This window comes from Acinetobacter sp. ANC_7634 (assembly GCF_056779875.1).
In genome coordinates this window covers 114,818-138,714 of record NZ_JBWYIT010000003.1, presented here as the reverse complement: position 1 = coordinate 138,714, position 23,897 = coordinate 114,818, and the positions used below count along the sequence as shown (strand labels likewise).

Here is a 23,897-nt window from a genome sequence, read left to right as displayed (position 1 = left end):
ACCTGAGTTATATTATAGTCGCATACATTTATTGCATGAATGCGTCAAAGTGTACTCGCCAGTACACTTTTTTTCAAGTCAGTGTAAAAGCATAATTTATAGTAATTTCATTACAATGTGCATCTTATTTTTAGCACAAAAAATAACACAAATATCTAATGAGAAGATTTCTTTGGTGAAATTGGATCTTCGACCTCTAAAGGTTGTTTTGGGGGCCAGAAAAAGTCCATTGGTCGTGTAACAAAGTGAGTAAATACTAATTTTGCCAGAGGTTTCCATTGTTCAAAACGAACACGTCGTGCGCGTAATGCCACAATAATAGTGAGACTAAAGCTGACAAATAAGTTGGTCAAACCAATTAATAATACACCAAGGAATGAAACAATAATGAGTCCTATTTCAGGTGTGCCATTGATACTCAATAGGCCCTGCATAAAGTTTGCTGAAGCAAAGGCAATATGGCGAATATCTAAAGGCAGACCAAGAATAAAACCAATTGTCCCCATGCTGCCTAGCATGATTCCGAACAGGAAATTCCCGGCTAGTGCGCCTAAATTACGTTCAATATAGTTTGCAAACTTTTCCAGTCTGTCAGCACCTAGCCAGTTTTTTAAGCGATGATGTGCTTTTAAGCGAGGTCCGACTTTACGATACACTGCCATGTTGTCGAAGTAACCTGCGATCAAACCAGATAAAAATAGACATACACCTGCAATAGCTGCATGTGGGACTGCTAGGGATGTAAAAGGATTTAAACTATGAAGTAAATATGTTGCTTTACTGTGATTGAGTAATTGTTCACCCAAAATCAACGGCCACATCATGGTGATCAATGCTGCAACCGGGATTGCAATGGAAATATTGCCGAGAATAGCGACAAACTGCGTACGGATAATATTGATAATCAGTGCAGCAAGTTCTGCGATTTGTGCAGTTCGAGACCCTTTCTTTTGTTGAACTGTCGCGGCTAGGGCAGCTGCAGTCATAGCAGGTTGTTTGGTTGCAACCGTAAAATGGAGTACATGGATCAACATGAAACCTAATGCATAGTTCATGCTATACGCGAAGGCTTGCATGATAGGTGCCATGGCGATGCGCGCAGTGAGAATCTTCAAGGTCGCCATGATAGCGATAATGACGCCTGCACCTGCGGCTGATTTGTACATACTGAAGAAACCAGCTTTATTGGTACTTACATAATGTTCGCCTGTTTTACTGGCATTTTCAGTGACTTGTAATGCGATTAATTCACTGTTTGTTTTTAAAAGCTCTCGAACACTTCGCTCCTCATAGTGAGCCGCAACTAAATCTTGACATAACTCAGCGAGTGCTAAGTATTGAACTTTTCCAGTTTCAGTCAATAAGTTCAGTAATAGTTCAATACGATCTAAACATTGCTCAAGCAAAGACAATAAATAAGTGAGACTTAAACTCACCCCAATTCTTTTCGTAGCACGACGAATCTTCAAAACGACATCGCGGCACTGCTCGATCATCACCAAAGCCTGGTTGGCGTCGGGTACGACCATTTCAGTAAGATCATCAGCTTCACTATAATGTTTTTTGTATAGCTCAATAAATTCAATGATTTCACGATTCTGCACCAAAAAAGGTGACTCATATTCAGTCAGTTCTGGTTGTGCATTAATAAACTCAGGATAAAGTCCAATACCGCTGATACGGTAAGATAAAACTGTAATGGCTTTAATCATGTCGCGTTTGATGCCAAATTTTGCATCTAAGCTGCCATTACTTTGATTGACAATCTGAAAAAACTGAATCCATTGCTGATCTTCAATATTTTCTAGCCAATATTTATCGCTACGTAAATGAAAGACACGGAAGACTAAATCTTTTAGATCAGTTTCAACGGTCAAAAGGGGAAGAACATGCGCTCCCATTCGTTGACCCAACTGATTCCAAAAACCATCTAGAGAAAGAATCCCACTGTCCGCATAAATAGTGGTTTGTTTATAGCGATTGATCAGATGAACGATATAGGCTTGAAAAGTGGTGGCAGCAGTCGGCGTAATTAATAACGCTTGTATCAACGCCTGAAATTTTTGATTAATTTCTTCTAGGTTATAACTGTCTGATGGACGGATGCGATTAACGAGTTCAATGAGTATGTTTTCGTCTGGAGCAGCTTGATGATGGTCAAGTTGCTCCTGCATTTGTTTAAAAAGATCATTAAAGTTTATATGCATACGCAAATTTTTTTAGTTGAAGTTTATTGGATTCGATCTAATGCTAATTGCGCCAAATTATCAAGCGCTTGACGATAAATACTTTCAGGCAGTTGTAACAATGCCTCACGAGCTGCTGTAGTTTCTTCAACAGCACGTTCGCGACAGTAATCTAGTGCACCAGAGTTTTGAACAATCTGAATCACTTGATCCAAATGTTCAGTACCACCTGTAGTGATGCTACGACGGATAATATCGTGCTCTGCTCCAGAAGTTTTTTGTAGAGCAGCAATCAGTGGCAGTGTTGGCTTACCTTCCATTAAGTCATCGCCAATATTTTTACCAAGTGTTTCTGCGTCAGAGGTGTAATCGAGTATGTCATCTATGATTTGAAATGCATTCCCGAAATGACCTGCGTATTTTCTGAGTGCTTCACGATATTGATGTTGATTGGCAAGAATCGCAGCGCCTTCAGTCGCCAATTCAAACAAACGAGATGTTTTGCCGTGAATAATATCTAAATAAGTCGCTTCAGTGGTTTCAGGTTGATGTTGAGATTGCAGTTGAAGTACTTCTCCTTCAGCAATTTCACATGTTCCTGTTGAGAAGTCTTTTAATAACACCATATTGTTCAAATCTACGAGCAAATCGAAAGCTCTAGAAATCAGGAAGTCTCCAACGAGGACAGCGGTTTGGTTATTCCATGTTGCATTCGCTGTAGGACGACCACGGCGTAACCCAGACTCATCTACGACATCATCATGTACCAGTGTAGCGGTATGCAGCATTTCAATAATTGCAGCTAACTTTTGGGCATGCTCTAGGTTGGTTTCACCGCAAGCGCGAGCAGCCAATAAACACATAATAGGACGCATGCGTTTACCACCTGCCTCAACCACATGTTTGCTGACTGACATCACCAAAGCAACTTTAGAGCTGATTCCTTCATTAATAAGTTGGTCCATCGCAGCAAAGTCTGTAGCAACAGGTGCGAGAATGTCTTGCTTAAAATCGATGGCCATAACAATGAAGTCCTTATACAAACAGTAGATGTTACTCAGCTAGTGTAACAATTTAAGTGAAAGTTTTGGTCGCTTTGCCACATGAATATGCATGATTTTCTTAATGTTGTTCAGTTTCTATTCATGTTTGTGATTTAATCTTCATAATACCAATAAAACTTGATACGTTATTTGATATTTGAAGTAGTTCATTTTGTGAATAAATATAGTTTAATCAATCAGCAAATTGTTATTTTCATGTAAGAAATAGATATTTCGGGATGAAAGTTAACTTTTAGACAAAAGACCTTGTTGTTTATTTCATTATCACTTAAAATCCTTGCCCTTGAATAACCCCCAGTGGCGTTCGTTTTAAGATCGATATATTCCTTTATCGGCACGACGACACGGGTCTGTTGGAGTACATTATGTACGCAGTAATCCAAAGCGGTGGTAAACAACACCGTGTTGTTGAGGGTGAAACCCTTAAAGTTGAATTATTGAAAGCTGAAACTGGTTCTACTATTACGTTTGATGACGTATTAATGTTAGTGAACGGTGATAGCATTCAAATTGGTGCTCCAGTTGTTGCTGGTGCTAAAGTAACTGCTGAAGTAGTTAGCCATGGTCGTCACGACAAAATCCGCATCATCAAAATGCGTCGTCGTAAACACTATCGTAAACAACAAGGTCACCGTCAATGGTTCACTGAGTTGAAAATTACAGCTATTTCAGGCTAATTACGAGGAGTAAATAGACATGGCAACTAAAAAAGCCGGTGGTTCGACACGTAACGGTCGTGACTCAAATCCTAAAATGTTAGGTGTTAAAATGTTCGGTGGTCAAGCTGTGACTGCTGGTAACATTATCGTTCGTCAACGTGGTACAGAGTTCCACGCTGGTGCTAACGTTGGTATGGGTCGTGACCATACTTTATTTGCTACCGCTGATGGCGTGATCAAATTCGAAGTTAAAGGTCAATTTGGCCGTCGTTATGTATCTGTTGAAACTGTATAAGTTTTATCAGGCATAACCAAAAAACCCACTCTTGAGTGGGTTTTTTTATATCTGAAAGAAAGTTTTTGAACTGAAGTGAATCTTCATCATGATGAAGTATTTTCAACAATTTAGCTAAATAACAATACAAAAGTTCTTATTTTCTCAATTATTAGCGATCAAATTTGGTTTAAGATGACTCCATATCAAATGATGATCAATAACAAAAGGTGGGATCATGACAATGCTTCGTAAAACGATTGGTGCAATTACAATGAGTGCTGCAATGATGGCACCAGTCGCAAGCACTCAAGTTTTCGCAGCGCCAGTGGCTGCTTCGGAGCAACAAGCGACCGCAAACTTGGTTCGTCAATTAAACGGAATAAAAAGTTTAACGGCAAATTTTGAACAAACAACGAAAGCAACTAAATCTAGTAAAGCACCACAAAAACAAGGTTTGAGTGCTCAACATATGAATCAGACTTTTACTGGGGTGATGAAAGTTGCTCGTCCAGGTAAGTTCTATTGGGAAACTACAGCACCAGCAAAACAAACAATTGTGACTTCTGGAAAGATGATTTGGATCTATGACCCAGATCTACAGCAGGCAATTCGTCAAAATATGGATGAGCAAGTTGCCAATACACCAGCATTATTATTGTCTGGTAATACCAACCAAATTATGCAGTCATATCGTGTAACACAGCCAAATAAAGCTAAAACTTATTACACGTTATATCCTAAGCAGAAAGATGGTGCCTTTCAGAGTCTGACCATTAGTTTCGGTGTAAATAAAGCGCCAAGCTTAATGATTTTAGAAGATTCATTAGGACAAACTACACACGTTAAATTTAGTAATGTGAAAGTGAATGCAGGTATTCCGGATTCAACATTTAACTTTACACCGCCTAAAGGCACAGACATTATTGACCAATAATATAAAAGCAGCGTTTATCGCTGCTTTTTTTAACTACAAATTTCAACTGAATTCATGTCATCTAGAATTTATAGTCTCTGTGTTAAACACTCATTTTTATTGGAGGCTATATGCTAAAACACATGAATCGGTTTGGAAAATTGAGTGTTATTTGTGCATCAATGATCATGTTAGGCGCTTGTCAGCCTCAATCTGATGCAGAAACTAAAAAAAGCAATGAGACTGCTGTGCAAGCAAAACAATCAGAATCTTGGTATATCGAATCGAAGAACGTCGAATTAAAGCCTAAACAGAAGCAAGTATGCGATGAGGCAGGGTGTACAGAATATTCATTCCAAACGGTTGAAACTAATCATCCGTGGATTAATACGTATTTTAAAAATCGGATAGAAAAAGCAGACCCTATCCCATTTCAATCGGCTACTAAGAGCTCAGAGACTAAAACTGTTGATCCGCTGAAGTTGAGTCAAAGTCAGACTGTGGTACGTTATTTAAGTCAACATCAGAATATTGCGAGTTTTGAATATCTGAGCTATGTATATCCTGCTGGTGCAGCACATGGGATGTACCACAAAGAATATGTTCATTTCGATTTAAAAACTAAAAAAAGAATAGCACTACAAGATTTAATTGTGAAAGGTCAAAATAAAAAGCTATTAGAAACACTTTATAGTGCTAATAGTATGTGGCTTACAGATCACAATATTGAACAAGATAAACTCGAATTAAGTGACAATTTCTATTACGGAGTTGATGGTATCGTTTTTGTTTATCCGCTGTATGAACTCGCGTCCTATGCTGAAGGAATGTCTGAACTCACTTTACCTTATGTGAGTGTGAATGGTTTGATACAGTCAGAATATCTTCCAAACCTACCCAAACTCGCTGCTGAGTAATTGACTCTATTTTAATTTGATTCAATAAGCTTCAGCTGTCAGCGCTTCGACTGTATTTTTTTCAACGAAGCGCTTACACTATAGGCAGTTTTTTTCCCTGAAAAGATTAACCATGATCGACCCGAAATTACTTAGAAATAATATAGAGGCTGTAAATTTAGCCTTAGCTAAACGTGGCGTGCAACTCAACGTAGAAGAATGGGCATCTTTAGAGGCTCGTCGTAAAGAAATTCAGTCTAAGACTGAAGCTTTACAAGCAGAACGTAATTCGGGTGCTAAACAAGTTGGTCAAATCAAAAAAGCAGGTGGTGATGCCTCTGAAATCATGGCTCGTATGAGCGCGATCGGAGATGAAATTAAAGCCGCTGAGCTTGCGTTAACAGAACTACAAGCTGAAATTGAAGCAAAATCACTTTCTATTCCAAACCTACCTCATGAGTCGGTGCCAGAGGGCAAAGATGAGAATGACAACGTTGAAATTTTAAAATGGGGTACGCCTCGTGAATTCAACTTTGAAATTAAAGATCACACTGATCTTGGTGAGTGGATGGGTGGACTCGAGTTCGAAACAGCGACTAAGTTAACAGGTACTCGTTTCAGTGTGCTCAAGGGTCCGCTTGCACGTTTACAACGTGCACTAACGCAGTTCATGTTAGATACACATACATTGAAAAATGGCTATACAGAAGCTTATGTACCATATTTAGTAAATGCTGATTCATTACGTGGAACTGGTCAGTTGCCTAAATTTGAAGAAGATTTGTTCAAGCTTCAAGGTGACAAAGAATATTACTTGATCCCAACTGCTGAAGTGCCTGTGACCAACTTTGTGCGTGATGAGATTATTGATCCTGAGCGTCTACCATTGAAATATGCTGCTCATACACCTTGTTTCCGTAGTGAAGCTGGTTCTTATGGCCGTGATACACGTGGTTTGATTCGTCAGCACCAATTTGACAAAGTAGAAATGGTTCAAATTGTTAAACCTGAAGACTCTATGCAAGCATTGGAAGAGTTGACAGGGCATGCTGAGGGTATTTTACAGGCGCTTGGATTGCCATATCGTAAAATCATCCTATGCGGTGGTGATATGGGCTTTGGTGCAACGAAGACTTATGACTTAGAAGTTTGGGTACCAAGCCAAAATACCTATCGTGAAATTTCATCGTGTTCAAACATGGGGGATTTCCAGGCTCGTCGTATGAAAGCTCGTTACCGTGCTGATCAAAAGAAAACAGAGTTTGTTCATACTTTGAATGGTTCAGGTTTAGCAGTTGGTCGTACTTTGCTCGCGGTGATGGAAAACTATCAACGTGAAGATGGTTCGATTGAGATTCCTGAAGTCTTACGTCCTTATATGGGTGGACAAAATTTTATCGATTAATCGATAAAACACAAAAAAGCTAACTCAATTGAGTTAGCTTTTTTTTTTAGTGTTTTAATGAATGAGTTGAGCACTGCCTGTTTGCCTTTCAATAATTTTTTTTAAGGTCTCACTCGGTTTTTCCCCAAATGCATCTTTATACTCAAGTGAAAAACGACCTAAATGTGTAACACCCCATTTATAAGCAATTTCAGTAATATTAATTTTATGCGTAGACTGTGAAATTTCATTATAAATACATTTAAGTCGGTAATGGCGTATATAAGCATTTGGACTGCATTTTAAATATTTTTTGAAAATTGTATTCAGCTTTTTTTTGCTTAATCCAGATGCATATTCTAAATCTGAAATTTCAATTTTTTGATGTATATTTTTTTGTATGAATTCTAATAAGCGAGTAAAGAAGTCAGGATAATCTAAAGTATTTTTATAAATTAAATCACTATAGTTATTGGGTTGAGATAATAATAATGACTTCACGATAATATATTCAAAATCTGAGCGCATTTCTTGAAAAAATGAAGTATTGGTAAAATTGTTTGTGAAATTTTTAATACTGTCAATTAAATCCCACCATGCTTTAATTTTCGGGTTGTTTTGATCCATCACATTTTGAAATACCAAAGGTTCGGTAACTGGCTGAGAGATTAAATCTGAAAGTATTTTTTCAACAAAAGTCTTTGAAAAAGAAATGAATGTTTGCACACAGTCTTTGTCAATAATTAGTTCAAATTTATCTTCAGGTGAAACAATGGATGCTTGATCATAACAGGCGTAAAAAGTTTGACCATCTTTTTTAAATAGTGGTCGCCCATTTTTAGGGCGCGTTATACAAAAGTGGTTCATATTTTCATGCGTATGCGTTTTGAAAATTACATCTTTACCATATGTTAAATCCCCAATAATCATACGACCGATTTGCGATCCATTAAAACTAAAATCCAATGGTTCATATTGATTAAAATCGACTAAATCATGTGGGCCAATGATTAAATCAAGACAATGGTTGGCATCATGAATATTCTGCGTATGTGATTGAATCGTAGAAATAGACCTGTGTTGCTGGCTATACATAAATACCTCTATCCTTAGCTTGCTTATCATTACTTATGCAAAAATCAATCCATGATTTTGCTTTTTTTGTTTTATCTCAAATAAATAAATTAATCTAAAATAGTAGAATATAAAAATACTCTTTTGGTACTAAATTAGATTAATTTGATATGTTATTTAAAAGTGGTAAGCGACACGTAACATAGGGCTACTCGCGGTCGCTCCTGAACCAGCAACACCAGATGCATCATTACCATATTTATTTTTCCAGTATTGATAAGCAATCCCAGCTTTCAATTTTGGTTGATTGGCAGATTTATCTTTAAGTAAAGAATACATTAAAGACATGTCTACAAAGATTTCACTGGCGGTAGGCTCACCAAAAGGATCTTTCCCTTTGGTACTCATCCAAACACCTATGCCTTGATAATTCCAATTCGATTGCATAATAGGAAAATCCCAAAGCACTTGAAGTGCTAAGTAAGGATCATAGGTATATTTTTTACTCAGTACATTAGCATCATTGCTCTCGTAATAGCCTAGCAAACTGAGATTAAGATAGCCTGGTGTATTTAATGTAACACTTGGACCAGCAACATACATTTGTCGATTTGAACCATAATCATCATTCTTTGTATTCCAGTCAAAACCTACTGTAAAACCATATGTCTTGAACCAACTAGAATCATTCGGTTTGTGTTGCGTGATACTTGGGATATCTAAGGTATGACGATAAATTGCATATGCCTCTTGAGCTCCTCGACCAGAAGCTTTGTTTGCATTTGGTTCAGCTGAGGATTGATGCATATTGAGTTGAAAAAAATTGGTGCCATATTTATAGCCGCTTAGGTGTACAAGACTAAAAATATATTTGTCAAAATCACCGTCTTTAAATGGTTCTGAGAAATCTTGACCATAACTGACAGCCAGTGAAGTATCACTCCAATTTGCCGCTTGAACTGCAGTGCCTAATGCAAAGCAGATTGATCCAGTGAATAACCCCTTTAAAATATAATTCACAGCTAAATTCCCTCTTAAAATAAATAAGCCGACAGTGAAACGGTCGGCTTAAGTGGTGGATTAACGAATATTATGCTTTTCCAAAATTGGTAAAACATGATCACGGAAATACGGAAATTCGCGGCTATAATCGAGGAATGAAAGAGTCGTTCCTCTAAAACCAGCTTCATGTAAATCTAAAATACCTTGCGCGACTTGTTCAGGTGTACCGACTAATGGAAAGCCACCATGGCCTACACTCATTGCATCACGAATGGATTGTTGAACCTCTTTTGGGAAACTTTGAGCATGTGCAAACATTAAGCTCATCAGATTGTCAACGGCAACAGTATCAGCATTGTTTAATTGACGATCCCATTCTGCTTTGGCTTCCTCTTGTGTAGGTCTGCAAATGACATGGGAGAAGGTCATCACATTGACTTCTCGGTTTACGTCGCGACCTGCTTGTTTAAGCTCATCAATTTCAATCTTGCTTCTGCCCAAGTCTGAAGCTGGTGTAAAAAGAAAGTCCGCATTATTAACGGCAAATTCACGTCCATTTTTTGAACCAGCAGCATTGAAGATAGGCGGATGTACAAGTGGTTTTGGTTTTCCATAAGTTCCTTTGGTTTTGAAAAACTTACTTTCAAAATCAAATTTTTCTTCACTGGTCCATACTTTTTTAATCAGGTCATACCAGTCTTGTGCATAACCATAACGAGTTTCGTGATCATCAGGTAAATGTAGACCGAGTGCTTCATATTCAGGTTTATTCCAGCCTGCAACAATGTTGAGTCCAATACGACCTTGACTAATCTCAGATAGCGTTGCAATCTGCTTGGCAACTACAACTGGATGATTGGGGACAGTCTGAATTGTCGCAAAAACTGTAATGTCTTTGGTTAAAGCCAATAATGCGGCCGCCCAAGTCATGGTCTCTAAAATTGTTCCCTGAAAGTCTGTTTCACCGCCATAGCCTGTAAAGCGAGCAATCGGTAACATGAAGTCGATACCAGCTTCATCTAGCATTTTTCCAAGTTCGAGATTCTTTTCCCAGCTCGCACTCCATCGATCTTCAAGAGTTGAAATGGTCATTCCACCTGAGCAGTTAGAAGCAAATGAGCCGAGTAGAAAGCGATTATCATTGAAAAAGTGATGTTGATTCATTTTAAAAAATCCTTAAATTTCGTGAATTCGCTATACACCAGCAAATGCTTGATGAAGATTTGCTTGTTTATATTGCCCGTTATGGAACACCAATGGATTTCCAAGCTGATTACGGCAGGCTTCAATTTGTCCCACAATAATGTAGTGATCCCCAGCTTCATGAAGCTCATACTGACGACAAACAAAAGTGGTTAAGGATTTATTTAGAATGGGGATGCCCATATACTCATCAACGTCATCTAAGCCTTCGAATTTGTCATCAGAAGATTTTGAGAAATGCTTAGACTCTTGATACTGATCTTCACTCAAGATATTGATGGCAAAATATTCTGCCTGTTTGAAATCTTCGAAATGTGTCGCAGATTTTGCGATGTTCCATAAAATTAAAGGTGGATCAAGCGATACAGAAGTAAATGAGTTCGCTGTCATTCCAATTTTTTTATGATTTGAATCTAATGCAGTTACTACTGTAATCCCAGTTGCATACTGACCTAAGAGTTGGCGTAACGAGCGTTGCTCCAACTGTATTACAGGTGTCATTTCATTTAACATGATTATAATCCTTCATCTTAATTCTGATTGTCAGAATGAGTTCCTTTATTCGCCAATCGGTTTATTTTCACTGGATGGCCAAGTTGGCATCAGTTCATTTGAGGGTAAAGTTTCATCTAAAAGTTTCTTGGCAGTTTCAACACCTGCAACAGGTAGTCCAGTTGGATCTAATACGCCAATTTGCACCAGTAAACTTGCCTGATCCCAATAGATATGCTCATGACATAGTTTCGGTCCACGGAACTTGATAATGCCGAGCATTGGAATCTCTACATATTTTCCCGTCGGTTTAATTCCAGGAATTAACCAATCAATTTCCTCATCATGAGTAAAACTCATAATGAATTCATCAACGACTTGAGTTGCGCCTACAGTTCGTGAAATAGGCGTCAGTTTCATATCTTTTGGATTGTTATGAACAAAATGGTATTGATAGAAGCGAGCTAATTGTTTGTAGCCGACGCCACCTGTCAATGTTGGAATGTGATTGACATAAGGCTCTGCCACCATTGTTGCCATCGTGTCTGGAACATTTCGAGTGTCAAATTCAAATCGAACATGCTCTTCCCATAGCGCAGCAAGGTCGTAATTTGGTCCTATTGCTTTGCGTAAAGCTGTAATGGTTCTTTCATGTGCCATGAGTGCACTAGGCTTGTGATAATGCATACTTTGTGGGCGAGCAAAGGCATGATCGACATCTGGATAAATATATGTTTCGACTTTTGAGTTGTTTTGCAGAGCAAGTAGGATTTGTTCACGAGTGTTAGAATCACAGAATTGATCTTGTTCAGCAAAATGAAGAACCAGTTTGGATTGAATGTTGACTGCTTCTTCTAGGTTTTGCTCGATTCCTACACCGTAGTAAGAAACAGAACACTTTAAATCTGGAATGCGGCAAGCTGCGAGATATGCCAATTTACCGCCTAGGCAGTATCCGACCAAGCCAGTACCTGCATCTTGATCAACTGTTTCAAGGGATTTGAGTGTTTCAATTGTAGATTTGATATCCTCAATACCCAGATCTTGATTAAATTGAGTATATAAGTCATATGCTTTTTGAAAGTCTTCTTCGGTATAACCGAGTTCTACATTAGGTTGAATACGCCAAAATAAATCAGGAACAATAACGGTATAACCTTCTTCAGCCAAAAAGTCTGCCTTTTGACGCATAACTTCATTAACACCGAAAATTTCCTGACATAACACAAGACCAGGACCTTTACCTGCTTCAGGTACTGAAAGATATGCTTTAAACGAACCTGCTGATGAATGTACATCAATATATGAACCAGCCATCTCGATAATCTCCTTTACTGTTGAACTTATCATCGGCATCAGCAGGATTTTTGACTATCCAAATAGAGTTCAAGTTTTATCCGTTTTAGGTCCCTTCATCGATATGCATCTGTTAAAAAAGCTACCACTTGCTTACTTTTAAGCAGCTTGAGTCGTGGAGAAGGTGCTAAAATAGAGTGGGCATATGAGGATCGATTCAGTGGATATTTTTCCAATTTCATTAAAATTGCAGCAGCAACCTTGTTTGATTGTCGGTGGAGGGCATATTGCTTATCGCAAAGCACTGTTACTGCAAAAATCAGGAGCAAAAATTTCGGTTATTTCACCTGAGATTGAGGCGCAACTTTTAGAAATTGTCGAGAAAAGCTCTGGTCAATATATTCAAGCTCATTTTGAAGATCACGATTTAAAATTAAACGATTACCGTTTAGTGATTGCTGCCACAGATCAGCCTTTAGTGAATCAACAAGTTTTTGAAGAATGTGAAAACTTAAATGTATTGGTGAATAGTGTTGATGATCCACCACATTGCCGATTTATGGTCCCTGCAATTGTTGATCGCTCTCCACTTGTTATTTCAATTGCGAGTAATGGAACATCCCCAGTATTGTCCAGACAGATTAGAACTCAACTTGAGACTGTAATCCCGCATGGAATCGGAACATTAGCTAAAATCTCTGGTGAATGGCGACAAAGTGTAAAACAAAAAATTGAAAATCCTGATGAACGCCGTATCTTTTGGGAAGAGCTGTATGCTGGACCTTTCAAAGAGCGTGTATTTAATAATAATCTGGCTGAAGCAGAAAAAATTATTCATCAGTCTTTAATAGAATGGAACAAACCCAAAGGTGAAGTTTATTTAGTTGGGGCAGGTCCAGGTGATCCCGAGCTTCTCACACTCAAAGCTTTAAGGTTGATGCAACAAGCAGATGTTGTGATTTATGACCGTTTAGTTTCTGGTGCTATTATGGAGTTATGCCGCCGGGATGCTGAAAAAATCTATGTGGGTAAAGCAAGGTCAAATCATGCTGTTCCACAAGAAGGTATTAATGCTTTACTCGTGAAATATGCGAATGAAGGCAAACGTGTCTGCCGTTTAAAAGGAGGAGATCCTTTTATTTTTGGGCGAGGTGGTGAGGAAATTCAAGAACTCTATGAGGCAGGAATTTCATTTCAGGTCGTTCCCGGAATTACCGCAGCATCAGGGTGTTCAGCATATGCGGGTATCCCTTTAACTCATCGTGATTACGCACAAAGTGTTCGCTTCTTGACTGGACATTTGAAGGAAGGTTCTCCTGAACTTCCATGGAATGAACTCGTGTATGAACACCAAACATTGGTACTGTACATGGGGCTTGTTGGATTAGAAAAAATCTGTGAAAAGCTTATTCAACATGGTCAACGAGCAGACATGCCTGTTGCTTTAATTTCTAAAGGTACGACACCAGAACAAAAAGTTGTTGTGGGGACTTTGGCAGATATCGCTTCGAAAGTATTAGAAAATCAAATTCAGGCGCCAACTTTGACCATTATTGGTGAGGTGGTGAAATTAAGAGAACAGTTGAAATGGCAAGACGAACTGTAAAAGTCTGCTATAAAGTTGAGAAATTATTGTGATTCATGTTGTTTTATACGAACCAGAAATTCCTGCAAATACAGGAAACATTATCCGTTTATGTGCAAATACAGGAGCACAATTACATTTGGTCAAACCGCTAGGTTTTGAGCTGGATGATAAGAAGTTAAAGCGTGCTGGATTAGATTACCATGAATGGGCTCGCATGCAGATATGGGATAATATTGAAGCATGTCTGGAAAATCTAGCGAGTCAAGGTGTGGATCAAGATTCGATTTATCCTTTAACGACCAAAGGTACCGAAACACCACATACCTCGAATCTGAATAGGCCAGTTGCTTTACTCATGGGGCCTGAAACGCGCGGACTACCTGAACATGTCCGTATGATGTTCCCAAAGCAACATTGGATTCGTTTGCCCATGGCACCAAATTCTAGAAGCTTAAATTTATCTAATGCTACGGCAGTGATTGTTTATGAAGCATGGCGACAACAAGGATTTAAAGATTTAACTTAAGTCAGTAAGGTCATCGAAAGGTGACCTTTTTTAATGCATAAAAGTTTAGTAAAACTTGGCTAATATAATGAAATATTCATTAAGAATAAAATTAAAATAATGATTTTAAATACGATTTGATTTTATATTTCGGGAATCCAATTTTTTTTGAGTAAAAGTTTAAAAAATATACAAAATGGTCAAATTTTTTATTTGTTAATGAATTTAATATTTATATAAAACAGAGTTTTAGGTTTTATTTTTGTTGATCTTAAACTAGCTGTCATCCAAACGAGATATTATAAATTCGACCAATTGGTATATTTGTTGCTTAGTTAAAGTGAATATATGGTTCCGATAAATTTAATAGACGAACTGTGATTTGTACTTAAACGAAATGAATTTATCATTGTACAGCCAATGTCTAAAGATGTTCGACATTGGCTCACATTACCAATGGGGTGGTATGTGATGAAAGAGAATTGGTTTTCCAAATTTACTCCTTTTCAAGGGGATATTGAAAAAACTCCCGTTGCCATGAACGAGTACTTGCCTGCAGGACAAAGTATTGTACTTGGACTTCAACATACATTTGCCATGTTTGGTGCAACAGTGTTGGCACCGCTGCTCATGGGGTTTGATCCTAGTCTAACGATCCTGTTATCTGGTATTGGCACGATATTATTTTTCCTTATCACAGGTGGGAGAGTGCCAAGCTATCTTGGGGGTAGTTTTGCTTTTATTGGTGCTGTGATTGCTGTAACAGGCTATACCGGTTCAGGGTTAAATCCAAATATTGGGATTGCCTTAGGTGCAATAGTGGTATGTGGTATTTTCTATGCCTTGATGGGTTTACTTGTAATGAAAACGGGTTCTCAATGGATGGAGAATCTTTTACCACCAGTTGTTGCTGGTGCAATCATTATGATTGTTGGATTAAATTTAGCACCTGGGGCGATTAAAGCCGTATCAGGTAATGAGTTTGATACATGGATGGCTTTATTGACCGCAATGTGTATTGGTGGTGTCGCAGTATTTACAAGAGGAATGTTGAGACGATTATTGCTATTGTTGGGTTTGATAGTTTCGTATCTTGTATATTTTGTTTTAGCTAACATGATGGGAATGGGCAAACCAATCGATTTTAGCTCGGTTTCAAATGCGGCATGGTTTGGTTTACCAACTTTATATCAACCTGAATTTCAAATGAATGCAATTCTGCTGATTCTACCTATCGCATTTATTCTTATTGCTGAAAATCTTGCGCATTTCAAAGTTGTAAGTGAAATGACAGGCAAAAATATTACACCCTATATGGGGAGAGCATTTTTGGCAGATGGGGTATGTACCTCTATGTCTGGTGCAGTAGGAGGAACAGGATTAACTACATATGCAGAGAATATTGGGGTCATGGCGGCAACGCGTATTTACTCTACAGTGGTTTTTGTAATTGCGGGTATTGTCGCCATTATTCTGGGATTATCACCAAAATTTGGAGCACTCATTAGCACATTACCTGTCGCAATTTTGACAGGGACTTCAATGATTGTTTTCGGCTTAATTGTAATCGCTGGTGCGAAAATCTGGATCGAAAATAAAGTCGATTTTACTCAAAACGGCAACATTATTGTGGCATCAGTGACTGTGATTATGGGCGCAGGGAACTATTCGATTATGGTTGGTGGACTTGATCTCGGCGGCATTACAACGGCGACATTTGCGGGAATTATTCTAAATCTGATTTTTAATCGAGCTAAGCAAAAGCAGAATCAAATAGTAGCAGACGTTGTACCAGAAAAAACTTAAGTTTGAGACTTAGCTTTTAAGACAAATTTTAGTCAATCCTAAATTGTCGAAAGTTTCAGCAAGATAATGAAAACGTAAAAGATGTATACCTGATACAAGGGGATAAAAATGGGAATACCAGTAATTGATTTAGCAGGCGTAGATATAAACAAACCAGAAAGTGAGGCGACTAAACGTGCAGTTGCTGAACTGAGAAAAGCTGCGATGCATTCAGGTTTTTTCTATGTGAAGAATCATACAGTTCCTTTAGAAATGATGACGCGACAGTTTGCATTAGCAAAAGAATTATTGGCGCTTCCAGAAGACGTTAAGCAAAAATATGATGTACGTAATTTTTTTGGATTCCGTGGATTTGATAAACTAAATGGTCAGCAATTAGACCCTTACGGCAAGCCAGATTATAAAGAAGGGTTTTATTGTGGTCGTAATTATCCTCAAGATCATCCTTTTGCAATCGCTAAATATCAAAACTATGGTCCAAATCAGTGGCCTGAAGAATTACCTCAATGTGAATTGATTTGTCAGGAGTACATCGATGAAATGTATAAACTGGCAAATTTTCTGATGCAACTTTTGGCATTAACGTTAAATCTGCCATCGAACTATTTTGATGCTTCTAGTAAAGATCCTATGGGAACCTTACGTATGTTGCGTTATCCACCTACACCTAGAGATGATGATGAAACATATGGCGTTGGCGCGCATACAGATTGGGGGTCAGTCACCATTTTGGCACAAGATCAAATAGGCGGATTAGAAGTGTGCATGCCTGACGGAGAGTGGGTTGCAGCACCACCAATTGAAGGAACATTTGTAGTTAATCTAGGTGATATGATTCCAAAATGGACCAATGGTCTATATCACTCCAATCCACATCGAGTAAAAAATAGTTTTTCAAATGGTGCTTATCGTTACTCAATTCCATTTTTTTATGAACCAGACTATCACGCTGTGATTGAGCCAGTTCCAGGAACATTGAAAGAAGGTGAATTACCTTTATATGCACCATGTACAGTAGGGGAGCATTTAGAAGAAATGTATAATCGTTCATATAAAAAAGCGGAAGAGAATGCAGTAGCTTAAATCTCGCGATACAAAAAAAGCATTATCTATATAATGCTTTTTTTTTAATTATTCTAATGATTTATGAGCGATATTGATTGATAAAGTCCTCAGAACTTAGCCCTTTTTTAGCATAATGAATTGATGCTCTTTCCGCATATATTTGTCTAATATAGCGCGCTATGTCGCAGCTATCTGCAAACATATTATATTTCCAACCCAAACCATAGGACCATAAATTAATATTATCCACGGTCATGATTTCAATATTTGTATCCTCATGATCCAAATAATGGTCAATCATCTTGCGAATGACCTCTTGGGTGCAGCTTAATTTATATGCATGCCATTCATCATGGGGACACGCATTTTTTGGTGGCTGCCTAAATGGGTATTGAATGCCTCTTCCAGGGCGATTAAGACCGTGACCTTCCCATGGGCTGTATTCTTGGGACAATGTATTTAATGGCCCGTTTGGAACCGCAGGACGTATTTGCCCCCAATGTACCAAATTTTGATTTAACCAATCATCTGCAAAACTATCGCAGTTGAAAGGATCAAGCTTTCTAATCGCCTCTTGGTCATGTTGAAAAGAGATATAAGATTCGATTGGATTTTCGATTTTGAAAATACAGTGGCTATAGTCCATCGCCATTTTAAATGGAATACCTTGATGATTGACTAAAGCTGCAACTTTCTCTACCCGGCGATAATCTTCAGACCAATTATCTACGTGATTTTCAAAGGTAATGGTTATACCCTTACTTTGAGCATACTCATAAAAATATAAATAGGCATCAGCAACTTGTTGATCATTAAGATAGTTGAATTTACTGTCTTTTGCTGCAAGCATAATGTTGTGGTATTTGGCTCCTACGGCACATGATAGCTCGATATTTTCTTTGAATATTTTTTCATGTTCTCCCCAAATATAGCATCCGTAACCTGAATAAACTGGAATATTGTATTTTTGACTCCCTTTAATGTAATCATCAATCATTTCACGATGAGTCGGAATGTGATCGATAAAATCCCACACGCTCGATTCTGCAAGTAGATCGAATTTTTCCATTATTGATGGTTCTTTAAGAGATACTGGATGTTCAAATGATGAGGCTTGTATGCCTAGTCCAGCACAGCCTAATGGAAACATTTTTTTCATAAATTCAATACCAAAAATATATAATTAAATCAGTGAATTGATAATGCAAAAAAAATGCCTTAATCCCTTAATATTTCAATCTATTACATTATTAAAATGGCTTTTTTAAAATATCAGTTGTCTAATACGAACATAAATTTATCGAAATAAATTAGATACGGGGATGTATGATTCAAAACATTAAAAAATACAGCTATGGAATTATAGTAATCATCTGTGCAGGAATGACGACCTCTAAAGTGATGGCACAAAATGAAAATAAAGAACAAGCGGATTTAAATAATATTAATCCATTGACTCAACAGGAAATCGATCAAGCATTAGCTCAGATGAAAGTAAAAATGTTCAAAAATTTGGAAAATTGGAGTACGGCGTTAAAACGAAATGATTTCGAGCGGACAGGAAAAAATTTGGTGTTAAAAAGTAAGAAACAGCTTGAATTATGTCATATATATCAAGCTTCTGTAGATGAAACATATTCTTTAGCGCAAAAAAATCGCCATCGTATGTCTATAGATGAACAGAAAATTGTGGATGATCGAAACAGGTTTATTGAGTATTTAGGATTCAAAGATAATCAAATTGATACTAAATTAGGTTTTAGTTGTCGATTAATTTAAAAAAGCACGGATGAAGAATCCGTGCTTTTTAAACTCTAGAAACGGTAACCAATTTTAAAGCTATATCCAATAGCTGTATTGTCTTTAAAATCTGCATCATAGCGATCGGTTCCGAACCAACTAGCAGATTGAGCTTTTGCATCACCTAACCAAAAATATCGTGCACCCGCTTGAATGAATGTATTTTTATTAAAGCTGTACTGACCACCTAATCCTGCACTCCAAAAACCTTCAGATGGACCTAAAGTTGAAACATATTCACCTGCACCAGAGTCCCATCCTCCGATAATGGTCAATGCGAGTTTTTCATTTAATTTTCTTGCAATACCGAATGTTGCAGATATTTGATCTTTTTCATAAGCGATTAAGTCGAAACCACGAGGTCCTTTACCTTGTCCCTCCGTAATAGAAGAAGTTAAAACTCCAAATTTGTATGGACGGATTTTGAACTCAGACCAATCTACCCAACGTAAATTGATATAAGCTAATGTATCAGCCATGATACCTGATTGGAAATCTAGGTTAACTGATTGTGGAGTTGATGCTGAGGTTTTACCTTCTGTATATTGGTAGTCGGTACCAAGTGCCCCAATTTTATCTACAATATGCCACCCAGGATGTACAATAGGTAATGTATCTGTAATCACTTCAGGCATACTTTCTTCAGCTTGAACTGAATAAGAAATTTTTGATCTGTAGGTTAATGAAGCTCTTAATGCAATTTCAGGAATTTGAAATGCAGCACCCGCTAGCCAACCAAAAGCACCTTCTTCAGGCATACTTGCTTTATAGCCTTGATAATCTTTTCTTGTATCACGACCAAGAAGATCTCTTGAACCTGTACCTTTTTCCTTAAAAGTACTACACAGTGCTACACCACTAGTCTGTGAATTACATAAATAACCTCCCAACAGACTGTAAGCAGTTCCTTGTAAACTAAGATCACCTTTTACTGTTTGATAAACTGGGCCTGCATAAAAATTAAGGTGTTCATTAGGTTGGAAGCCTACGACTAGAGATAAACTATTTGTCGAAACTTCAGCCTCTGTACTGCCATACTCACTGTGAAATGCACCATATTTTGTCGCAGATTCAAGGTCACCTAATGGCAATCGTCCTGAGCTGTTGACTCTGGAATGTTTTTTATCAGAATTTGAATAAGAGGCTTTTGCTCCGAAAGGTTGGTCATAAATTAAACCTAATGAAATATTGTCAGTCACTTGAAATTTTAAATTAATATTTGCAAATCCGAACGTGTCTGCAATATCACTTAAATTTGAGCCCGCAATTTCCCCACCTGCGTTAATATCATCTGCTGTAGGCATATTCCAACCATTCGGGTCTCTTAATCCTGCAGATGCAGGGCCCGAAGGTTCAGTTCTCATTGTTCCTGAAAGATCAGCATCCAAAATTGAATAACTAAAATCTACATAGTTTCCTGGCTGTAAAAAGCCATTCATCGATTGGCCTGAACGATCCATAGCTGCAGCATAAGCGCCCGCGGTTGGAAACATTGCGACCAAAATCGCCCCAGTAAGTGTATTCAAACGCATTATTACATTCCCTGTGTAATGAATATTATTAGAGCTTTTACTCAAATATTTTGCTCTTTATACACATCGTGTAATTTTTGGTCAATGAGTATCCTGACAAATATGTAATTTTTTGCCAATCATTTTTTATTTAATTTCATGTATTTGCGTTTAAATGTGTTATTTGTCTCATTATTTTGAAATAAAGCTGCCTATTAGGATGTAGAGTTTATTTTTTAAATCAGAAATTTTGATTGATGTTTGATCATTTTGGTCAATTTGCATAATAAAAAAAGGCGCCTAAGCGCCTTTTCTAAAAAATCAATTTTTAACGATCATTAAACTCATCATGTTGAGGAGCAGGGTATTTAAAGCCTTTGGTTTTATAACCTAAATACAAAATACCACCAATCGCCCAAATCAAACCATATTTAAGCGATGCTTGATCGACCTCAAGCCACAATGCAAATACTGCAATAAAGCCGAGTAATGGTACGATAACGAAATTAATAATTTCTTTCGCTGTTTTAGTACGACCATCGCGTAACGCATACCGTGAGATAACAGATAAGTTCACAAAGCTAAATGCTGTTAAAGCACCGAAGCTAATTAATGAAATGACAAAGTCTAAATCCATAAAACCAGCGGTTAATGCGACTCCACCTACAATCATGATGTTATATGATGGAGTGAAGTTTTTAGGGCTGATGTGACCAAAAATTTTCTTATTGATGACACCATCGCGTCCCATAACATACATGAGGCGTGATACACCTGCATGTGCAGAAATACCTGATGCCATAACAGTAATGATGGCAAATGCAAGTACATAAGACTGGAACAAAGATCCACCAACCAACAACAAAATTTCAGGTTGAGTTTCTGCAATATTCTGGAAGTATGATCCCGGATTATTAGGGAAATAGATCTGCATGAAATAAGTGCTGACGATAAAGATAATCCCTGCAATTAACGCAGTTAAGAAAATCGCTTTTGGTAGCGTTTTCTCAGTATCTTTAGTTTCTTCAGCGAGAGAACTGAGTGAGTCAAATCCTGTGAATGAGAAGCAGAGTAATGTCGCACCTGTGATTAAGGCACCCACTGAAGTTAACTCATTCCAAAATGGTTCTAAACTCCAAAGTTGGTAGCGTTGTTCAGCAGAGATTGGACCATCCGCGTTATATCCCATTTGGAGCTTGGTATAGACCATCCATGTAAATACAGCGATCACAATTAATTGTACGAATACAATTAAGCTGTTGAAATTTGCAACAAATCGCGCACCACGAAGGTTAATACCTGTCATAAATGCTGTTAACACAATGACCCAGACCCAATGATTGACATTAGGGAATAAAGCCTCAAGATAAATCACCGCAAGGATGATGTTGACCATGGGGGAGAGCAGGTAATCTAACCATGATGACCAGCCAACCATAAAACCAACGTTAGGGTGGATAGATTTTTGAGCATAGGTATACGCTGAACCTGAAGATGGATATCTACGGATCATATGACCATAACTCAATGAAGTCAGTAGGATTGCAACAAGTGCAAAAATATATGATGTAGGAACGTGGAAATTACTTTCTTCTGATACCAAACCGAAAGTATCAAACAACGTCATTGGCTGAATATAAGCTAAACCGATAATAATGATGTGCCAGAGTCCTAGCGTTTTTTGCAGTTTAGCTGCCGATTGAGTCCCAGTTATATTAGTCAACGGCTTTATCCTCTTAATCGTTGATCAAGGATCAGTCAAATCAATTAAGGATCGTTTGAGACGAACGATCCCCCCTAATGTTTTTTCAAAAGTGCGCCAATCTAAACCAAATTGATGCAGTTTGTCAGTAGTTTGTGCGAGTTTTTTTAGCAGGATTTATGCCAAAGGTATTGAACTCATGAGTTAAAACAACTAACAAATGAAAAGCCTGATGTCTAAAAAAACATCAGGCTAGTTTTAAGCGTATCTTTACTTATTTTGAGAAAATTACCAAGCTTTTTCTAAGATAGATTTCAAATCTTTTAATGTCGCTTCTTTAGGGTTGAAAATGATAGATCCGTCATTTAACGCTTTTTCGGCAACTTCATCTAATTGAGATTGCGTAACTTTGCCTGTCTCACGTAATGTACGTGGCAGTTTAGTTAAATCATAAATGCGATCACGCATTGTGTTGATAATCGCAATAGCTTTATCTGCACGTTGATTTGCTGGTGTCTGTGCATAGATATCAGTACCTGCAAGCGGTAGTAACAGGTCAGCAATCTTATCGCCATTCACATCCTTGTTGTAATCGAGCACATAAGGGAGGAATAAGTTCATGCACAAACCATGTGGTAAGTGAGCAACTGCACCTAGAGCGTGTCCAAGGGAGTGAACAATACCGACCATTGCATTTGAGAATGCAATTCCAGCCATGGTTGATGCTTGAGCAAGTTCTAAACGGGCATCAGCATCTTTTGGATTTTCCAAAACTCTAAACAAGTTTTCACTAATTTTTTTAATTGCAGCAGTAGCGTAAGCATCACTGATAGGATTCGCTGCCAAACACGTATAGGCCTCAACTGCATGTGTCATTGCATCCATTCCTGTCATTGCTGTCAGGTGTGGAGGTAATGTTAAAGTCATACGTGGATCTAAAATTGCAGCACTAGGCATTAAATATTTTGAAGCAAATGCCATTTTTTGATTATTCGCTGTATCTGAAACCACAGCAACCATCGTGACTTCAGAGCCTGTACCTGATGTTGTTGGGATAACAAAAAAAGGCTTTAATGGGCGAGGTAGGTTGTGAGCCCCTGAATATTTCAGCAGATCATCGCCTCCTTCGGAGACGAGAATATTGGCAGCTTTTGCTGTGTCGATGACTGAACCACCCCCAATTGCAATGATGGCATCGCATTGATTGTTACGATACATCTCAGTCACGGCTTTTACTGTTTCTAAACTTGAGTCCGGTGGAACTTCATCAAAAATTGAGCCAATTTTTACTTCTGTCGCTGCAAAAGCAGCTTCCACTGGTTCAAGTAGACCATTGGCACGTACGCCTTTGTCTGTGATGATGAGTGGTTTTTTTGAACCCATTGAATCTAGCTCAAATGGAATGTGTTCAAGCGCAGCATTACCAGCAATCACTTTAACTGGACAGAAAAATTCATAATATGGTTTAGCCATG

Annotated in this window: 21 protein-coding genes; 10 read left to right on the top strand and 11 right to left on the bottom strand. The window is 37.9% G+C overall.

The window, feature by feature from the left end:
* Positions 1–155: 155 nt before the first annotated feature.
* Positions 156–2,207, bottom strand: coding sequence for a site-specific recombinase (locus AC1M9A_RS05700; protein WP_481609812.1), 2,052 nt, complete (start codon positions 2,205–2,207; stop codon positions 156–158).
* A gap of 23 nt (positions 2,208–2,230) precedes the next feature.
* Positions 2,231–3,208 (bottom strand): All-trans-nonaprenyl-diphosphate synthase, encoded by a 978-nt coding sequence (sdsA, locus tag AC1M9A_RS05695; RefSeq protein WP_035267858.1) that lies wholly within the window; start codon positions 3,206–3,208, stop codon positions 2,231–2,233.
* A 407-nt stretch (positions 3,209–3,615) separates the two neighbouring features.
* Here sdsA and rplU point away from each other — a divergent pair, with 407 nt between their 5' ends.
* From rplU to serS, 5 genes are all read left to right on the top strand, one after another.
* Entirely contained in the window at positions 3,616–3,927 is a 312-nt protein-coding gene (gene rplU / locus AC1M9A_RS05690; RefSeq protein ID WP_035267860.1) for a 50S ribosomal protein L21, read from the top strand.
* Between the two features lie 19 nt (positions 3,928–3,946).
* Entirely contained in the window at positions 3,947–4,204 is a 258-nt protein-coding gene (gene rpmA / locus AC1M9A_RS05685; protein ID WP_035267862.1) for a 50S ribosomal protein L27, read from the top strand.
* A gap of 217 nt (positions 4,205–4,421) precedes the next feature.
* A complete protein-coding gene (gene lolA, locus AC1M9A_RS05680; protein ID WP_092766859.1) occupies positions 4,422–5,120 on the top strand; it encodes an outer membrane lipoprotein periplasmic chaperone LolA in 699 nt (232 codons plus the stop codon).
* A 110-nt stretch (positions 5,121–5,230) separates the two neighbouring features.
* Positions 5,231–6,016, top strand: a complete 786-nt coding sequence (locus AC1M9A_RS05675) for an RsiV family protein (protein ID WP_481609811.1) — start codon at positions 5,231–5,233, stop codon at positions 6,014–6,016.
* 112 nt (positions 6,017–6,128) lie between these two features.
* A complete protein-coding gene (gene serS / locus AC1M9A_RS05670) occupies positions 6,129–7,400 on the top strand; it encodes a serine--tRNA ligase (protein WP_035267865.1) in 1,272 nt (423 codons plus the stop codon).
* Between the two features lie 54 nt (positions 7,401–7,454).
* On the opposite strand, the gene AC1M9A_RS05665 is transcribed toward serS, so the two are convergent.
* From AC1M9A_RS05665 to AC1M9A_RS05645, 5 genes are all read right to left on the bottom strand, one after another.
* Positions 7,455–8,474: an AraC family transcriptional regulator gene (locus tag AC1M9A_RS05665; protein ID WP_481590631.1), complete on the bottom strand. Its 1,020-nt coding sequence runs from the start codon at positions 8,472–8,474 to the stop codon at positions 7,455–7,457.
* 156 nt (positions 8,475–8,630) lie between these two features.
* On the bottom strand, positions 8,631–9,473 hold the full coding sequence (locus AC1M9A_RS05660) for a hypothetical protein (RefSeq protein ID WP_035267867.1): 843 nt from the start codon (positions 9,471–9,473) through the stop codon (positions 8,631–8,633).
* A 60-nt stretch (positions 9,474–9,533) separates the two neighbouring features.
* The gene (locus AC1M9A_RS05655; protein WP_179997731.1) at positions 9,534–10,619 is read right to left on the bottom strand and encodes an LLM class flavin-dependent oxidoreductase; all 1,086 of its coding nucleotides are present in this window, start codon (positions 10,617–10,619) and stop codon (positions 9,534–9,536) included.
* A gap of 30 nt (positions 10,620–10,649) precedes the next feature.
* A complete protein-coding gene (locus AC1M9A_RS05650; protein ID WP_179997732.1) occupies positions 10,650–11,171 on the bottom strand; it encodes a flavin reductase family protein in 522 nt (173 codons plus the stop codon).
* 45 nt (positions 11,172–11,216) lie between these two features.
* Positions 11,217–12,467: a dienelactone hydrolase family protein gene (locus tag AC1M9A_RS05645; protein WP_481595838.1), complete on the bottom strand. Its 1,251-nt coding sequence runs from the start codon at positions 12,465–12,467 to the stop codon at positions 11,217–11,219.
* A 199-nt stretch (positions 12,468–12,666) separates the two neighbouring features.
* Between AC1M9A_RS05645 and cysG the strand changes: the two genes are divergently transcribed.
* The 4 genes from cysG (at position 12,667) to AC1M9A_RS05625 (ending at position 17,428) form a co-directional block, all read left to right on the top strand.
* Entirely contained in the window at positions 12,667–14,052 is a 1,386-nt protein-coding gene (cysG, locus tag AC1M9A_RS05640) for a siroheme synthase CysG (RefSeq protein ID WP_481608742.1), read from the top strand.
* A 28-nt stretch (positions 14,053–14,080) separates the two neighbouring features.
* On the top strand, positions 14,081–14,560 hold the full coding sequence (locus tag AC1M9A_RS05635; RefSeq protein WP_035267879.1) for a tRNA (cytidine(34)-2'-O)-methyltransferase: 480 nt from the start codon (positions 14,081–14,083) through the stop codon (positions 14,558–14,560).
* Positions 14,561–15,010: 450 nt separating this feature from the next.
* Positions 15,011–16,345: a solute carrier family 23 protein gene (locus tag AC1M9A_RS05630; RefSeq protein ID WP_481609857.1), complete on the top strand. Its 1,335-nt coding sequence runs from the start codon at positions 15,011–15,013 to the stop codon at positions 16,343–16,345.
* Between the two features lie 108 nt (positions 16,346–16,453).
* Positions 16,454–17,428 carry an isopenicillin N synthase family dioxygenase gene (locus AC1M9A_RS05625; protein WP_035267882.1) on the top strand — a complete coding sequence of 325 codons (975 nt, stop codon included), beginning with the start codon at positions 16,454–16,456 and terminating at the stop codon, positions 17,426–17,428.
* Positions 17,429–17,489: 61 nt separating this feature from the next.
* On the opposite strand, the gene AC1M9A_RS05620 is transcribed toward AC1M9A_RS05625, so the two are convergent.
* Complete coding sequence (locus tag AC1M9A_RS05620) at positions 17,490–18,569, bottom strand: hypothetical protein (protein ID WP_481609810.1); 1,080 nt, start codon at positions 18,567–18,569, stop codon at positions 17,490–17,492.
* Positions 18,570–18,736: 167 nt separating this feature from the next.
* Here AC1M9A_RS05620 and AC1M9A_RS05615 point away from each other — a divergent pair, with 167 nt between their 5' ends.
* Complete coding sequence (locus AC1M9A_RS05615; RefSeq protein ID WP_481609809.1) at positions 18,737–19,189, top strand: hypothetical protein; 453 nt, start codon at positions 18,737–18,739, stop codon at positions 19,187–19,189.
* Positions 19,190–19,224: 35 nt separating this feature from the next.
* Here the strand turns inward: AC1M9A_RS05615 and AC1M9A_RS05610 are convergent, their stop codons facing one another.
* The 3 genes from AC1M9A_RS05610 to AC1M9A_RS05600 all read right to left on the bottom strand — a co-directional run bounded on the left by AC1M9A_RS05610 (position 19,225) and on the right by AC1M9A_RS05600 (position 23,896).
* Entirely contained in the window at positions 19,225–20,742 is a 1,518-nt protein-coding gene (locus AC1M9A_RS05610) for an outer membrane protein transport protein (RefSeq protein ID WP_092766849.1), read from the bottom strand.
* A gap of 307 nt (positions 20,743–21,049) precedes the next feature.
* Positions 21,050–22,444, bottom strand: a complete 1,395-nt coding sequence (locus tag AC1M9A_RS05605) for an APC family permease (protein ID WP_481609808.1) — start codon at positions 22,442–22,444, stop codon at positions 21,050–21,052.
* 267 nt (positions 22,445–22,711) lie between these two features.
* Positions 22,712–23,896, bottom strand: coding sequence for an iron-containing alcohol dehydrogenase (locus AC1M9A_RS05600; protein WP_035267887.1), 1,185 nt, complete (start codon positions 23,894–23,896; stop codon positions 22,712–22,714).
* Between the last annotated feature and the right edge of the window lies 1 nt (position 23,897).